Raw genomic sequence first — 16,710 nt, 5'->3', positions numbered from 1 at the left:
AGTGGATAAAGAAATTGAAGCATTAATAAAAAGGGCAGACATGTTTACCTTAACGACAATTGATAGTCGCGGTTTTCCTCATGTAATTGCAGTTTCGAAGCCGTTAGAACGCAACGGTTTCCACTATTTCAAATTCTATATTAATATGGATGGAAGAACCGCTGAAAATATACAAAATAACCGCTCTGGCAGTTTATTTTGTGTGGATTCGATTAATCATGAAAGCTTGGCTTTAAAAGGCTACTTCTTTTTAGAAGAAATAGAAGGTTATGAAGCTCTGACGGCTAAGCTTAACGATTTCCAGCAGCAGTTAGATTATCATCACCCGGTAATGGCTGTTTTTGAAACTTTGAGTGTGAAGCATTACAAGGATAATCAGACTGAAATTATTGATGGCTAGCTTTCGAAAATACAAAACGAATAAATCTGAACTATATTTAGTAGCAACTCTGTTAAAACGCAAAATTTGCGAAACGGTCTGATTGGATCGCAGAGAGAGTACGGATATTGTTTAGATTTTTTGTTTTTTCATTTTGAGAGAAATTTTTATTTTTTGTTGACAAAGGAAATTAGTCTATGCTAAATTTAAACCCATGCGGCAAAACGTAAATATTACGATTTGTAAATATAAACCGTAAAGGAGCATGTGAAAGAATGAAAAAAGCATGGAAGTGGTTGGCATTACTAGGATTAGCAGGTGTACTAGGTGCCTGTGGAAATAACGAAGAAAAGAAAGAGAATTCAGGAAAAGACGAGTTAACTATCGTAGCCAGTTTTTATCCAATGTATGATTTCACCAAAAATATTGTAGGGGATGCAGGAAAGGTTGAGCTGCTAGTTCCGGCTGGGACGGATTCCCATGATTTTGAGCCTTCAGCGAAAGAGATTGCTAAGATTCAGGATGCAGATGCTTTAGTATACAACAATGAAAATATGGAGATGTGGGTACCGGATGTGGAGGATTCTTTAGAAAAAGAAGATGTAAAAATTATTAAAGCAACTAAAGATATGCTGTTAATGCCGGGCGGTGAGGAAGAAGAACATGATCATGACCACAGTGAAGAAGGTCACCATCATGAATTAGATCCACATGTTTGGCTGGCCCCAAGTTTAGCAATCAAAGAAGTAGAAGCAATTTGTGATCAATTAAGTGAAAGCTATCCAGAACACGCAAAGACGTTTGAAAAAAATACAGCTGATTATGTGGAAAAATTACAAAAGCTTGATTCTGATTACTCTAGCGCTTTTTCTAACGCTAAACAAAAAAGTTTTGTGACTCAGCATGCAGCATTCAGTTATTTAGCTTTGGAATATGGCCTAAATCAAGTACCAATTTCAGGAGTGTCAGCTGAGGAAGAGCCTTCTCCTGCTCGATTGGCTGAACTAAAAGAATTTGTTGAAAAGAATGGGATTCAATATATTTACTTTGAAGAGAATGCGAAAAGCAGCGTCGCAGAAACCTTAGCAGCTGAAACGAAAATTAAAACAGAAGTATTAAATCCGTTAGAAGGATTAACTCAGCAACAAATGGACGATGGAGAAGACTATGTTTCCGTTATGGAGCAAAACTTGAAGGCCCTGCGGAAAACAACCGATACCGAAAATCCTAAAGAAGAGAATTTGGCACCAACTAAAGAAAAGACAGTCTATAATGGTTATTTCGAAGACAGTGATGTAAAGGATCGTTCTTTGTCTGACTGGGCTGGAAATTGGCAATCGGTCTATCCTTATTTAGAAAATGGAACATTGGATCAAGTGATGGAATACAAAACCAAAAAGGATTCTTCCAAAACGGCAGAGGAATATAAGGCTTATTATGAAACGGGTTATCAAACCGATGTCAAAGAAATCAAAATTAAAGGAGATAAAATGACCTTTATTTTTGATGATGGAACTGAGAAATCTGCAGAGTATAAATCTGCTGGATATAAAATATTAAATTATAAAGCGGGGAATCGAGGAGTTCGTTTCTTATTTGAAGCAAAAGGTGACACAGATGCGTTCAAGTACATTCAATTTAGCGATCATGGAGTTCAGCCAGAAAAATCGGGACATTTTCATATTTATTGTGGCAACGAGAGCCAAGATGCGCTATTGGAGGAAATGGATCATTGGCCAACCTATTATCCAAGCAATTTGTCAGGAATGGACATCGCACAAGAAATGCTGGCACACTAAACCTTCACAAACTGGGCAGCTTCCGCTAAAATAGAAGAAACACCAAAGTGAAGAAGGTAAACACATGAAGAAGAAAGTGACGATTAATCAAGTAGCTGAACAAGCCGGTGTGTCTAAAACTACTATTTCCCGGTATTTAAATGGTCATTACGGTAACATGTCGCACGAAACAAAAGAAAGAGTAGCGGCGGTTATTAAAGCATTAAATTATCGACCAAATCGTCAGGCCCAAGCACTAAAGTCAAAGCGAAGCTATTTAATTGGAGTCGTTGTTGCCGATATCTCCAATATGTACTCTTCCTTACTATTAAAAGGTATTGGTGAAGTGCTAGGGGAGCAAGGCTATCAAATGATTATTATGGACGCAGCCAACTCTGTTGAGCAAGAGCATGATTTACTGGAAAAGCTGATGGATCAAAGTGTTGAAGCCATCATTTTGCAGCCCTCTTCTCGTGATTCGCAGCACTACGAATTTTTGAAAGAACGTAACATTCCTTTACTGCTGGTGGATAGGCAAACTTCTCCGGTGTTGTGGCCGGCCGTGATAACTGATAATGTCTCCGCAATTAATAAAATAATGAAAGTAATTATTCAAGAAAACTATCAAAAAATTGTTGTTGTCAGTGAGCCTTTGCACGAAGCAACAACTCGTGAAATTCGTTATGAGACCGTTAAAACACTTGCAGACGAGGCTGGTATGGAAACGGAATTGCTGGAAACTACTCTAGAAGATAAACTTGATCAACGGATTCGACGACAAATTATGCAGCCAAAAAAAACGATGTTGTTTGCTTCTAATGGACGAGTATTAATGGCTTTGTTGACTTTTTTAGTAGAGGAAAAAATTGATATTCCTAAGGCTGTAGGGGTTACCGGGTTTGATGATTGGAATCTAACAGCGCTAGTAGGACCAGGTATTACCAGTATTGAACAGCAATCTCAGACGATCGGGCAAACTGCTGCTGAGCAGATTCTTCAATTGCTGCAGGATGAAGAATCTGTGGTCGATGAAATTATAGTACCAACAAAATTATGTTGGCGAAAATCGATTTAACCGTTATTGTTTAAGAAAGTATTAAGGCGAAGAAGCTGAGTATGGGAACCGTTTTCCATACTCAGCTTCTTTTTATATGCAGTTAACTTTTGTTTTTAGACTGAAAGCGGTTGACACTTTTAGGAAACCGGTTTACTATATTGATATAGAAACCGGTTAACACATTGAAAGGAAGCTGTTTTATGAAGAGAGAACAAATTGTATTAAACTTACTTGTTTTTGCAAAAGAGGCAGAAGCAGGTGCACTCCAAGCAGAGTTGTTAATGAAGGCGAAAGAGTTAGGCTTTAACAAAGTCGAATTAAGAAGAGAGTATTTTCAGAATATAAAAGAAGAAATACCTGTTATCAAAAAGTTGGCTGAAAAAAATGACATTGAGTTGTTTTATAGTGTGCCGGATGAGGTATTTGTAAATCGAGAGATCAATCCTAACTTAACCAAGTATTTAATGGAAGTTAAGGAATTAGGCGTCAAACACATTAAGTGGAATATTGGTGATTTCCATAAGGACATTGAATTGGCTAATCTTCAAGCGCTTACTGAAGAAGGCGTGGAGGTTAATGTTGAGAATGATCAAACACAGACATCTGGAACTATTCAGGCAATTTTAACATTTATGGAAGCGGTTAATATTGCGAGGCTAGCGATTGGTTATGTTTATGATTTAGGAAACTGGAGATTTGTTGGGGAGTCTGAAGAGGTCGCGGCGGAAAAACTATCCGCATATGTTCGTTACATTCATGTAAAAAATGTTGCTTATGAGAACAATCAACCTCAAGCCGCCGAATTGGACAAAGGGGTCATTAAATGGCGCAAAATTTTAGAAATTTTGCCACAGAATATACCAGTAGCAATCGAGTACCCAACGACATCAGATAAACAAATCTTGACTGCCAAACAATTACTTGAGGAGGCTTAAAAACATGCGTGACCAACAAACAAAAATCGATCCTGAAACCTTCGCTTATCATTTCATGGATACGATTAATCGACCGATCATTGAAAAGCAAAAAATGGAGGATGCTGCTAAGGAAGCATTGGCGGCTTACTTAAGTGCTTATTATTTAGCCCAGCGATTTAATAGTATGGAAAATGAATTTTTTATTGATGATCACACCAAACCAATTTCAACGTATCAAAAGATTTTAAGTGAATTGAACCAATATTAAGGAGGTGACTAACATGAGTAGTGCAATTGTCGGAATATTGTTAGCGGTTACCTTTATCGTCTTTGTTTTATACGCGATGAAGGGCGGTAATTTAACGGTCGGATTCTTTGTCATGGCTGTTTTATGGACTATCATTGGCCGAGTGCCGTTTAACCAAGCAATTCAAGAAATTTTCACTGAACCAGTCTTAAATTACGGGAAAACAGCTGCCTATATTATTTTCGGTTCCTGGTTTGGCCGCGTGCTAGTGGATACGGGAATTGCTGGTAGTATTAGTCGACGAACAGAAACCGTGGGTAAAAAAAGTCCAGTTTTAGCAACGGTATTAATCGCATTAGTTATTGCGTTGATTTTTACCAGTTCTTATGGTGTTGGGTCAGCAATTGCAGTCGGAGTCATTTTGTTCCCGATTATGTTTTCGATCGGGGTACCACGAAATATTGCTGTTTTAGTCTTCACCATGTCAATCGGGGCTGCAATGTATGTGAACAATGTGCTCTTTGTTCAGTTTCAAGTTTTCTTTCCGCAAGTTGAGTGGGGCCCTCATTACCAACGTTTTGGCTTCGTTGCAATGGGTGTACAAATGGTGATTGTTTTATTATTTATTTTATTTAATGCGAAAAAAATTCGTAATGGTACGCCGGAAATTATAACTAGCGACTCCAGCGAAGAAATTGCTGAAGTACCTATTTGGACCTATATTTTACCAGTGTTACCAGTAGCTTTGAGCATTTTTGCTAAATGGGATGCAGTACCAGCATTGCTGTTGTCTACTATTATTGCTTTTGCTGCCACCGGAAATATGAAAAGCTATACCCGCTTTGTTACGATGATGAACGAAACAGCGAAGCATGCGATTAGTGACATTGCTGGATTACTGATTATGTTGTTTGTTTTAACGATGTTTCAGTCAGCAGCTGTTCATGCAATGTCAGGATTCACAGGTGTTTTCCAACAAATCATTCCAGACAGCAAACTGATTCTCGTAATTATTATTGCCATAATCGCGCCACTATCCTACTTCCGAGGACCTTTGATGCTGTATGGAGCAGGGGCAGCGACTGCTGCCATTTTAGTCGGAACCGGCATGTTTGATCAATACTTCTTGTACGGATTGCTGGTAGTACCTTCTATGATGGGTGTCTCAGCATGTATAACTCAATCCTGGAATTTATGGTCAGTACAATACGCGAAATTGGATACGAAGACTTTCTTGTTAACCGGCCTGCCATGGGCATGGATGGCTACTATTTTGAATCTAGCAACTGCTTATATCTTACTTTAATAGAAAAGAGGAATAAATGATGAGTGAATTTTTAACGATTGGTGAACCGATTGCTTTATTTGGATCAACAGAGGTAGACAAAAGTTTAAAAGATGCACAGAATTTCCAAAAATTTTTAGCCGGTGCTGAGGTGAATGTAGCAGTAGGAGTTTCACGTTTAGGTCATACTTCAGAATATATTACTCGTTTAGGAAAAGACCCATTTGGTGAATTTATTATTGATCAATTGCGCAAAAATCAGGTAGGGACCGACTATATTGATCAAACGGAAGATTATTGGACTGCTTTTCAATTGAAGGATCGTGTCAGTCAAGGAGACCCGAGTATCTTCTATTTCCGTAAAGGTTCAGCAGCCGCTCACCTCAATCAAGAAATTTTAGATAACATTGATTTTTCAGAAGTAAAGATGGTGCACTTATCTGGTATTTTTCCGGCAATTTCTAGTGAAGCGCTGGCTGCATTCCGACATTTTGTTCAATTGTTAGAGAAGAAACAAATACGGACAACTTTTGATCCAAACCTGCGGCCTCAATTGTGGGAAACACAGGAGAAAATGGTCGCAACCATTAATGAATTGGCTTCTCATGCTGAAATCATTTTACCTGGTATTAATGAAGGAGAGATTCTTATGGGAAGTCGAGATCCGGAAAAAATTGCTGACTTTTATCTGGCTAACGGTGCTGCGACACAAACAGTAGTAGTAAAACTAGGAACAGAGGGAGCATATGTGAAGCAAAAAGATGGAACCAGCTTTACAATACCTGGCTTTACAGTTAATGAAGTTGTGGATACCGTGGGTGCGGGGGATGGATTTGCTGCAGGACTAATTACTGCTTTAATAGAAGGAAAAAGCCTGAAAGAATCAGTTACTCGAGCAAATGCGGTAGGTGCATTGGCTGTTCAATCACCAGGAGATAATGATGGTTATCCTACGCCTAAAGAGTTAGCAGATTTTTTAGCAAAAAATGAGGTGAAACCAGCATGAAATTACAAATAGCCATCGATCGAGTTACCCTTGAAGAAGCTGTCGAACTAGCCAAATCTTTAAATGGAAAAACAGATATTTTAGAAATGGGAACGTCGTTAGTGAAAGATTACGGCAATCAAGCAATTGAGCAAATTCGAACTGTTTTGTCAGACACCGAACTATTAGTGGATTTAAAGACAATTGATGAAGGAGCCTACGAGTTTCGTCAAGGGTACCATTATGGTGGAGATATATTAACAGTGATGGGTGCTGCTTCTTACGATACATTAAAAGCTTGCTATGAAGTTGCTCAGGAGCAGCAAAAAACCATGATGATTGACCTGCTGGAGGTAGCTGATGAAAAGATTACTCAGCTAACAAATTTTGATCAGGCAATTTTCGCGCTGCATCACTCCATTGATCGCAAAGATAAATTAGACGCTGTAGCTAGTGTGAAAACTTTTCACGAAAAGTATCCAACGATTAAGCATCTCGCGATTGCTGGTGGAATTGATTTGGAACAGGCGAAAGGATTAGCTAAGCAAGGACTGACAGAAATTGTCATTGTAGGTTCAAAAATCACCAAAGCATCTGAACCGCTGCAAGCAGCAGAGCAATTTATGGAGGGAATAAATTGAGCACGATAACAACCATCATGACAGAAATTAACGAAGTAATGAAGCAGGTAGATGAAACCCAATTAGAGGCTGCTTTATCCTATTTTCAAAAAGATAAACGAATTTTTGTGATTGGAGCTGGCCGCAGCGGTTTTCAAGGCAAAGGCTTTGCCATGCGCTTGATGCATATTGGGTATACTGATTACGTAATGGGGGAAACAATCACACCGTCCATTCAAAAAGGCGATACATGGGTCGCTATTTCTGGATCAGGTACGACCAAGAGTATTGTAGCTGATACAAAGACTGCCCAAAAAATAGGTCTGGATATTGTGGTGTTGACCAGTGACCCTAACTCTCCATTAGCAGAATTAGCGGATCAGGTCATTGTAGTGCCAGGAGCAACGAAAACCGGAGCAGGTATAAGATCTGTTCAACTATTGTCTTCATTGTTTGATCAAACTGTTCATATTACGTTGGATGCTTTAACTTTAATGCTGGCAAAACGTGATGACACCTCTAATCAGGACGCGTTGCATGAACATGTGAACGTAGAATAGGAAGTGAAGAGAGTGCAACGAATCAACCTTTTACAGCAATTAAGGCAATCAGGAGTAATTGCTGTAGTTAGAGGAAATAATAAAGATGAAGCTCTTAGTGTGTGCCGTGCACTGATTAAGGGGGGAATTACCGGAATTGAAGTGACTTTAACTGTTCCTGAAGCTGAATCAGTTATTCAGGAATTAAAGAAGGAGCAGGTTAAAAATAAAAAAATCGTTATTGGTGCAGGTACAGTGCTACATGTATCGAGTGCTGAACGTATGATTATGGCAGGAGCAGACTTCATCGTTGGCCCTGCTTTTGATCAGGCCACAGCGGAGATTTGTAATTTGTATCAAATTCCATACCTTCCCGGCTGTGCTACCATTACGGAAATGCAGCAAGCTCTAAAAAGTGGAGTAGAAGTAATCAAGCTATTTCCTGGCAGCAGTGCTGGACCAAAAATGATAAAAGCAATTAAGGGTCCGCTGCCTCAGGTAAACTTGATGCCTACAGGCGGCGTGAACTTGGATAACTTAGCAGAGTGGCATGCAGCAGGTGCAGTAATGGTAGGGGTTGGCGGAAATCTTTTAGCAGGTGATCTTCACCAAATTACCAAAGCAGCTTCACAGTACAAACGACATTGGGATGACTTAGAGAAAAACGAATAGAAATGAGGGCAGGGTGATGCAATGGAACCTGCCCTTTATTCGTTACATAGTAGAAGGATTGCGGCGGGCAAAATCGAAAAATCGGAACTTGTCTACCTGATGCCGACTTTCAGTGTATTGGAATTGTTGAGCTTCCGAAGTATAGACACGACTTTTAACAGAGACAATATTAATATCGTGATGATTCAGATCTAATAGCTTTCGATCCTCATCTGTCAAACTGTCAATGGTAATCTCTTTTTCTGCAAAGCTGATAGAAATATGCAAATCCTGTTCAATGTAACGATAAATAGAATCTTTAGCAATTTCTGTATCCAATTCTGGTATCAAGGAGGCCAGTAATAAATCCTTATCTAAAATCACTTTCTTCTGGTCAATTTGTCGAGTACGAATCAAGGACCAGCAAATTTCTCCAACCTCAAAACCGGTTATTCGTGCCATATCCTCATCTATGGTTACTTTTGTTAGGCTTACAACAGCAGTGGTACTCTCATAACCATAAGAATTTAGCAGTTCCTTATAGCTGGTTAAACCAGAAACTGGAAAACGCAGCTGTTCGCGTTTCAGTACAAGGGAACCTTTACCCTGCATTTTTTGAATATATCCATTCGCCATCAGTAGAGACAGTGCTTTGCGAATTGTATCGCGAGAAACAGCATACGTTTTGCGTAATTGGTTCTCACTAGGCAAATAGCTGCCAGGAGAATAAATTCCTTTCAAAATACCTCGTTCGATTGTCTGATAGACCATTTCATAAGTTTTCATCAGATACCTCCTTTAACCCAATCTTGATATTCACTTGTACGGATAAGCAACTAAAGTATAAATTAAAACAAATGAAAAGTAAATCGCTTTCTTAAGTGGTTTTAGAACATTAGAAAAAACTTATTTTTTTTGATGTATAAGGATGACTTGTTTGCTTTAGGAGATACATGTTGGTAAACAGTAGACAAGAAAGTGCAGTGAATTTTTTCTTGTAGCTATATAAAATGAGATAATTCTAATTAAAAACAAAAGGCCAAAATTGTAAGCGGTTTACAATTTGAACATAATTTCATATAGTTAAGGCAGAAATAACTTATCCATACAAGTTATTAAATTGGAGGGAAAAAGATGGGTAAATACGAAAAGGATGCCAAAGAACTGTTAGTTTCCATTGGAGGGAAACAAAATATTTCTGCGGTCACCCACTGTGCTACGCGGATGAGATTTGTACTGAATGATCCAAAGAAAGCGGATGAAGAGAAGATTAGTGATATTCAAAGTGTCAAGGGAATGTTTACTAATGCAGGACAATTTCAAGTAATCATCGGGAATGACGTGCCAGTTTTTTACAATGAGTTTGTTGCTATTTCTGGAATTGAAGGCGTTTCAAAAGAGGCCGCCAAATCTGTTGCTAAGCAAAATCAAAATCCTGTTCAACGTGCCATTACTGTTTTAGCTGAAATTTTCACGCCATTATTACCTGCCATTATTGTCGGTGGTTTGATCTTAGGGTTCCGCAACATTTTAGAAGCTGTTCCGATGGGATTCCTTGGAGGACAAACAATCACAGAATCCTCGCAATTTTGGGATGCTGTGAACAACTTCTTATGGCTCCCTGGGGAAGCGATCTTTCATTTTCTACCAGTAGGAATTACTTGGAGTATCGCCCGTAAAATGGGGGCAACGGAAATTCTAGGAATTGTATTAGGGATTACCCTAGTATCACCACAACTATTGAATGCCTATGCGGTAAATGGTACTTCAGCTGCTGAAATAGCTGCAAATTATACTTGGAATTTTGGTTTTTTAACAGTTGAGAAAATCGGCTACCAAGCTCAGGTCATACCAGCGATGTTGGCAGGTTTCCTATTAGTTTATCTAGAGCGCTTCTTTAGAAAGCATATTCCCGAAGCTGTTTCAATGATCTTTGTACCGTTCTTCTCATTACTGCCAACCATTTTGGCGGCTCACGTGATTTTAGGACCAATCGGATGGAAAATCGGAACGATGATTTCAGCAGTAGTCAATGCTGGACTAACTTCAAGCTTTAGCTGGTTGTTCGGAGGAGTGTTCGGCGCAGTTTATGCGCCATTGGTTATTACTGGATTGCATCATACCACCTTGGCGATTGATTCTCAACTGATTGCCGATTTTGGTTCAACTAATTTGTGGCCAATGATTTGTTTATCGAATATTGCTCAAGGAGCAGCGGTTGCGGCGGTTGTTTATGCTCACCGCGGTAATAAAAAGGAAGAGCAAGTATCTGTTCCATCGGTGATTTCTGCTTGGCTAGGGGTTACTGAGCCAGCGATGTTTGGGATTAATCTAAAATACATGTATCCCTTCATTGCGGCGATGATTGGCAGCGGAATAGCTGGGATGTTCGTCACTTTATTCAAAGTTCGCGCACTGTCTATCGGTGTCGGTGGTTTGCCGGGAATTTTAGCGATCCGACCACAGGACTATGTGATTTTTGGGATTGCGATGCTGATTACGATTGTTGTGCCATTCCTATTGACGTTATTCTTCCGACGTGCGGGTATCTTTAACAAAATCGATCGGATTGGTGAGGAGCTGTCTGTTGACCTAAACGAGGTGGATCAACCTGTCTCTAGTAAAAAGGGTCAGATTCTAGAATTGTTTGCACCATTAAACGGCGAAGTACAACCGTTGAATCAAGCCAAAGATCCTGTGTTTGCTGAAGGTATGATGGGGCAAGGAGTAGTGATTGACCCTGTGGAAGGAAAGCTCTTTGCGCCATTTGATGGTCAGGTCAGCCTATTGTTCCCGACGAAGCATGCGATCGGTTTGTTAAGTAATGACGGTACCGAAGTATTAATCCATATAGGTATTGATACGGTCAAGCTGGACGGTAAATATTTTACTGCTAAAGTAGATCAAGGAGATACGGTAACTAAAGGACAATTATTAATGGAGTTCGATTTAGAAGCAATTCGTCAAGCGGGTTACGAAGTTCAAACCCCAATTATTGTAACCAACTCGAATGAATTTCAAGTTGATCCGGTTTTAGAAGCAGCGCCTATTACCCCAGCTGAGACGATAATGACCGTTACACACTTATAATTAACAAAGGGCAGTTGGTGAAACAACTGCCTCGTTTTAGGAGGAAGAAGATGTCTTTTAAGGACAAAGTAATTTATCAAATTTATCCCAAATCTTATCTAGATACCGATGGTGATGGGATTGGTGATTTGGCAGGGATCTTAAAGAAATTGCCCTATTTAAAATTATTAGGGGTAGATATGATTTGGTTAAATCCGGTTTATCCAAGTCCACAAAGAGATAATGGCTATGATATCTCCAATTATACTGCCATCAATCCTGTATTTGGAACAATGGAAGAATTTGAACACCTAATTCAAACTGCTGAAGAGCATGGAATTGGGGTAATGCTGGATATGGTATTAAATCATGTATCAATCGAGCATGAATGGTTTCAAAAGGCTTTGGCCAGTGATAAAAGATATCAGGAGTATTTTATTATTCAGGAAGAGCCTACTGATTGGGTATCGAAGTTTGGCGGCAATGCCTGGGCACCCTTCGGCGATACTGGGAAATACTATTTACACCTGTTTGATGTTACGCAAGCAGATTTGAATTGGCGTAATCCTGAAGTTCGGGAAGAGTTATTTAAGGTTGTACGTTTTTGGATGGATAAAGGGATTAAAGGCTTCCGTTTTGATGTAATCAATTTGATCGGTAAAGACGAGGTTCTAAAAGATAATTCTGTTAGTGAGGGTAAACCAGAATACACAGATCGTCCGATTGCCCACGAGTATATACGTATGATGAATGAAGCAACTTATGGAGCAGATCCTGAGATTATTACTGTAGGAGAAATGAGTTTTACGACTGTAGAAAACTGCATTTTGTATACTCAACCAGAGCGTCATGAATTATCTATGACCTTCAATTTTCATCATCTAAAAGTAGATTATGAAGAGGGTAAAAAGTGGACAAACGTTCCCTTTAATTTTTCAGAATTAAAAAGATTGTTTCACACTTGGGGAACACAAATGAGCGAAAACAACGGCTGGAACGCTTGGTTTTGGAATAACCATGATCAACCGCGGGCCCTTAACAGATTTGTAGATGTGGAAAACTATCGAATCGAAGGGGCAAAGATGTTAGCCTCAGCAATTCATTTAAATCGTGGGACGCCATATATTTATATGGGTGAAGAAATTGGTATGCTTGATCCTGATTTTGAATCAATGGCTGATTACGTGGATGTTGAAACTTTGAATGCTTATCAAGAACTGACTCAAAAAGGATACTCGGAAAAAGAAGCCTTTGCGATTGTACAAAGTAAATCACGAGACAATGCCCGGACGCCAATGCAATGGACGCATGAAGCAAATGCTGGGTTTACTAAAGGAATACCATGGTTAGCGGTTGGAAATCATGCCCAAGAGATTAACGCAGCTACTGAATTGGAAGAAGGATCAATCTTTGCTTATTATCAAAAGCTGATCCGTTTGCGCAAAGAGTATCCCATTATCGCAGAAGGCAGTTATCGAGCTTTCGCTCCTGAACATGAATCCGTATACGGCTTTATTCGAGAACATGAAGAACAAAAGTTAGTCGTCTTAAATAATTTTTTTGCTGAGGAGACGATCGTTCACTTGCCTGATGAGTTCTTGACTGGCGAAATTTTAGTTGATAACTATCGCGCAACTCAACTGAATTCTGAGTTCAAGTTGCAGCCGTATCAAACAATAGCTATTTTAATTTAGGAGAGAACTGTGAAGTGCGTTAAGGCTTCACAGTTTTTTACGTAAGTTCCAAGACAAACAACATTAGCTTTATAATGAGAAAAATCCCATAACATGACAAAAATTATCCAAAAGTACTTGAAAAGTTATCAATACATTTTATAATTAAGATACTACACCACCTGGATCGGTTGAGAGCGGTACATCTTTTGAAATAAAACGTTTAATCTATGGGATAGGTTTGTAGATAATGGAGTAAAGGATTGACAGGATAATGGGGAAAAAAGCCACAATTAAAGATGTAGCAAGATTTTCTGGGGTATCAATCGCTACCGTATCACTGGTTTTAAATGGAAACGCCCACAAATTTAGTCCAGCCACAGTTGCTAAAGTGATAGAGGCTAAGAAGGAATTAAATTATTCACCGAATTATTTTGCCCAACGAATGGTAATCAAGGGCAGCAAAACGATCGGAGTCATGCTTTCAGATATTGCTAATCCATTCTTTGGCCAGCTAATGACCGGAGTCGAAAAAGCACTTTATCAAGAAAAGTTTGTTACGGTCTTATGCAATGCGAACTTCGATATGACAAAGGAACATGACTATCTAGAAGAACTGATGCGTCGTGGAGTAGATGGCTTTATTATTGCAACGCCAGTCATTTCCAACAAGGCATTATGTGAAATGCTTCATGGCAATAATCATCCCTTTATTGTCATTGACCAAAATCGGACAGAAGGTGCTATTGATTCCGTTGTATCTGATGATTTTGAGGGGGGTCGATTGGCAGCTGAACATTTACTTGGATTAGGACATAAGCAGCTGGCAATTGTCATGCCTGTTGAAGGACCAGAAAATTTACAAAATCGTCTACGAGGTTTCAGAGCGGCCTGCAAGAATCAAGTAGAGACAGTTACAATTTTAGACACAAGTATGAACAAGTCCGGCGGTTATAATGTGGCCAAACAAGTAGTAGAGACAAAAGCTACAGGGGTCTTTGCCATTAATGATGAGACAGCTTTTGGGCTCTATCGAGGACTGGAAGATTTAGGAAAAAGGATTCCAGAGGATTACAGTGTGGTTGGGTATGATGATGTTGAAATGTGTGAGTATGTTACGCCTCGCTTAACGACTATTGCCCAGCCCATTGAAGAGCTTGGGGAAGCGGCTGCTCAACTGTTAATGAAGCGAATTAAAGAGCCGGATAAAGAGGCGGAAGACATTTCTTTACCAGTGACCCTAATTGAGCGTCACTCAACAAGAGTTTTAAGCAGTAAATAATTACGAGAGGGTTGACTGGTTTTAATAATAATTGATGCTGATCATGACCAAAAGTATGTTTGTATGAGTCATAGATTTTTACTAAATAAGGGTCCGATCAATTTACATGTATTGAAGCATCTAGTCAATAATTATCTAGATTCATAACTTTCAGGAGACATCAACAGTTAAGTATATGTTGATGTTTTTCTGTTTTAAAGACAAGGACTTCTTAAACTCTGTTAAATAATAAGAGAGCTTGGCTAGTAATGATAGTAATAGAAGGTTTTTAAAAGGGATGCTGCATGAGATCAAGTGGTACATAACTGGCTAAAAGGGGTAGTTAAGCTGCAGCTTCAATAATGGAGAACACTTGTCAAAAAGTGAGAGGCAGAGTTTTGAAGGAGCCTCTTTATTTTTTACTCAATACGCAGCACTCCTGTTATAATAGAGAAAATGTTTTTTAAGGAGTGACCCAATTGAACAAACAACAGTTAAAGCAAATCATCGATGTTGCTGCCGGGCGTGTACCAGCAGATATCGTTTTTAAACAGGCTAAAATTATAGACGTTTATCAAGCCGCAGTTTTGGAGGGCGATGTTGCGGTGGTGAATGGTGTCATAGCCGGAATTGGCGGTGATTACGAGGGCAAAGTGAGTTATGACCTGCAAGGAAAATATTTGGCCCCTGGTTTGATTGAGTCTCATATTCATGTAGAGTCGTCTTATGTGACACCCGAAGAATTTGGACGATTGTTGGTGCCTCATGGGACAACCACTGTTTTAGCTGATCCTCACGAAATTGTTAATGTCTTAGGTTTAAAAGGTCTTGATTATATGCTAGAAGCTGCCCGAGGAACAGCGCTGGATATTCGCTATATGCTGCCATCCTGTGTTCCAGCCACAAATATGGAAAATGCGGGAGCAGTACTTACAGCTGAAGACATGCTTCAACCGATGAAAGACCAAGTAGTGGATGGTCTAGCGGAATTCATGGATTTTCCCGGCGTTATTCAAGGGCAAGATGCTATTTTGGATAAGCTTTTGGTAGCTAAAAATCATGGGAAACGAATTGATGGTCATGCACCGATGGTTTTCGCCAAGGATCTGAATGCTTATGCAGCAGCGGGGATCACTAACGATCACGAGTCCTCTACGATTGAAGAGCTGCAGGATCGAATCGCTCGGGGGATGTATGCCTTCTTGCGCGAAGGTTCAGTAACGCAGAATTTACGCACGCTAATAAAAGGCGTAACAGTGAATAATTCTCACCGTTGTGTTTTAGTGGCCGATGATTTACAGGCTGCTTCAATTTTAGAAGTGGGTCATTTAGACAATAGTATTCGAATTTGTATTGAAGAGGGTCTTGAGACGATTCGCGCCATTCAAATGGCGACGATTAATGCAGCTCAATGCTGTCAATTACCAGATCGTGGAGCAGTAGCTCCCGGCTTGAAGGCGGATTTTATCGTCTTTTCTGACTTGGAAAAGTTTGCAGTCGAAGAAACTTACATTGACGGTGTTTTAGTAGCCAAGAATGGAGAATACTTACCCGAACTTCAGAAAGTGTCTACAGAAAACGTTCAATCTAGTGTTCATATTGACCAATTTCACTCAGCTCAGCTCCAAATGCATCTAACTTCTGACAAAGCACGAGCAATTGAGGTCGTACCGAAAGAAGCCTTAACCAACAAAGCGGTTGTATCGGTTCAACGAGATGCGTCGGGAGATTTTATTTACGATGCTCATCAAGATGTAACCAAGATTGCCGTGATTGAGCGTCATCATAATACTGGAAATGTATTTGTTGGTTTGCTTAAAAATTACGGGTTGAAAAAAGGTGCGATTGGGTTGTCTATCGCCCATGATTCCCATAATCTTATTGTTACCGGAACGAACGACACTGACATGACGGTTGCGGTAGAAGCCTTAAAAGAGTTAGGTGGTGGAGTCGTATTAGTCAATGATCAAGAAGTCATTGGGCAGTTAGCCTTACCAATCGCTGGTTTGATGAGTGATCTGACTGGTGTGGAAGTAGCTCAGCAGGAAGCAATTATCAATCAGCTTGCTCATGAGGAACTAGGGATTTCTACGGAAGTTGATCCGATTATGACTCTAGGCTTTATGTCATTAGCGGTAATTCCCAGCCTGAAGATTACTGATCTAGGTTTGGTGGATGTCACAAAATTTGAGATTGTACCTGTCTCAGTAGAAGATTAATAGATAAAATAACCGGAATTTCCTGGAGAA

15 protein-coding genes are annotated in these 16,710 nt (G+C 39.6%); 14 read left to right on the top strand and 1 reads right to left on the bottom strand.

The window, feature by feature from the left end; translation table 11 throughout:
- Position 1: 1 nt before the first annotated feature.
- The 10 genes from IGI46_RS22525 to IGI46_RS22480 all read left to right on the top strand — a co-directional run bounded on the left by IGI46_RS22525 (position 2) and on the right by IGI46_RS22480 (position 8,479).
- Entirely contained in the window at positions 2–400 is a 399-nt protein-coding gene (locus IGI46_RS22525; protein ID WP_207702765.1) for a pyridoxamine 5'-phosphate oxidase family protein, read from the top strand.
- A gap of 254 nt (positions 401–654) precedes the next feature.
- A complete protein-coding gene (locus IGI46_RS22520; RefSeq protein WP_429965626.1) occupies positions 655–2,178 on the top strand; it encodes a zinc ABC transporter substrate-binding protein AdcA in 1,524 nt (507 codons plus the stop codon).
- 64 nt (positions 2,179–2,242) lie between these two features.
- Positions 2,243–3,232 (top strand): LacI family DNA-binding transcriptional regulator, encoded by a 990-nt coding sequence (locus IGI46_RS22515; RefSeq protein WP_429965627.1) that lies wholly within the window; start codon positions 2,243–2,245, stop codon positions 3,230–3,232.
- Between the two features lie 182 nt (positions 3,233–3,414).
- A complete protein-coding gene (locus tag IGI46_RS22510; protein WP_429974336.1) occupies positions 3,415–4,149 on the top strand; it encodes a sugar phosphate isomerase/epimerase family protein in 735 nt (244 codons plus the stop codon).
- Positions 4,150–4,153: 4 nt separating this feature from the next.
- Positions 4,154–4,399, top strand: a complete 246-nt coding sequence (locus tag IGI46_RS22505) for a hypothetical protein (protein ID WP_429965629.1) — start codon at positions 4,154–4,156, stop codon at positions 4,397–4,399.
- Positions 4,400–4,412: 13 nt separating this feature from the next.
- On the top strand, positions 4,413–5,684 hold the full coding sequence (locus IGI46_RS22500; RefSeq protein ID WP_429965630.1) for a gluconate:proton symporter: 1,272 nt from the start codon (positions 4,413–4,415) through the stop codon (positions 5,682–5,684).
- Positions 5,685–5,703: 19 nt separating this feature from the next.
- Positions 5,704–6,669 carry a sugar kinase gene (locus tag IGI46_RS22495; protein ID WP_429965631.1) on the top strand — a complete coding sequence of 322 codons (966 nt, stop codon included), beginning with the start codon at positions 5,704–5,706 and terminating at the stop codon, positions 6,667–6,669.
- Complete coding sequence (locus IGI46_RS22490) at positions 6,666–7,289, top strand: orotidine 5'-phosphate decarboxylase / HUMPS family protein (protein WP_429965632.1); 624 nt, start codon at positions 6,666–6,668, stop codon at positions 7,287–7,289. Before IGI46_RS22495 ends, IGI46_RS22490 begins: the two co-directional genes overlap by 4 nt.
- Positions 7,286–7,828, top strand: coding sequence for a 6-phospho-3-hexuloisomerase (hxlB, locus tag IGI46_RS22485; RefSeq protein ID WP_429965633.1), 543 nt, complete (start codon positions 7,286–7,288; stop codon positions 7,826–7,828). The genes IGI46_RS22490 and hxlB overlap by 4 nt, the downstream gene beginning before the upstream one ends.
- 12 nt (positions 7,829–7,840) lie before the next feature.
- Positions 7,841–8,479 (top strand): bifunctional 2-keto-4-hydroxyglutarate aldolase/2-keto-3-deoxy-6-phosphogluconate aldolase, encoded by a 639-nt coding sequence (locus IGI46_RS22480; protein ID WP_429974335.1) that lies wholly within the window; start codon positions 7,841–7,843, stop codon positions 8,477–8,479.
- Positions 8,480–8,521: 42 nt separating this feature from the next.
- Here the strand turns inward: IGI46_RS22480 and treR are convergent, their stop codons facing one another.
- Positions 8,522–9,244: a trehalose operon repressor gene (gene treR / locus IGI46_RS22475; RefSeq protein ID WP_429974334.1), complete on the bottom strand. Its 723-nt coding sequence runs from the start codon at positions 9,242–9,244 to the stop codon at positions 8,522–8,524.
- 348 nt (positions 9,245–9,592) lie between these two features.
- On the opposite strand from treR, the gene treP reads away from it, so the two are divergent.
- The 4 genes from treP (at position 9,593) to ade (ending at position 16,680) form a co-directional block, all read left to right on the top strand.
- Positions 9,593–11,548: a PTS system trehalose-specific EIIBC component gene (treP, locus tag IGI46_RS22470; protein ID WP_429965635.1), complete on the top strand. Its 1,956-nt coding sequence runs from the start codon at positions 9,593–9,595 to the stop codon at positions 11,546–11,548.
- A gap of 50 nt (positions 11,549–11,598) precedes the next feature.
- Positions 11,599–13,221: an alpha,alpha-phosphotrehalase gene (treC, locus tag IGI46_RS22465; protein WP_429974333.1), complete on the top strand. Its 1,623-nt coding sequence runs from the start codon at positions 11,599–11,601 to the stop codon at positions 13,219–13,221.
- 250 nt (positions 13,222–13,471) lie between these two features.
- Entirely contained in the window at positions 13,472–14,482 is a 1,011-nt protein-coding gene (gene rbsR / locus IGI46_RS22460) for a ribose utilization transcriptional repressor RbsR (RefSeq protein ID WP_429974460.1), read from the top strand.
- 458 nt (positions 14,483–14,940) lie between these two features.
- The gene (gene ade / locus IGI46_RS22455; RefSeq protein ID WP_429974332.1) at positions 14,941–16,680 is read left to right on the top strand and encodes an adenine deaminase; all 1,740 of its coding nucleotides are present in this window, start codon (positions 14,941–14,943) and stop codon (positions 16,678–16,680) included.
- Positions 16,681–16,710 lie beyond the last annotated feature (30 nt).

Origin of the sequence: Enterococcus sp. AZ163 (assembly GCF_050498925.1) — a bacterium.
GTDB lineage: Bacteria > Bacillota > Bacilli > Lactobacillales > Enterococcaceae > Enterococcus_A > Enterococcus_A ferrettii.
This window is presented reverse-complemented; position numbering and strand designations above follow the sequence as displayed.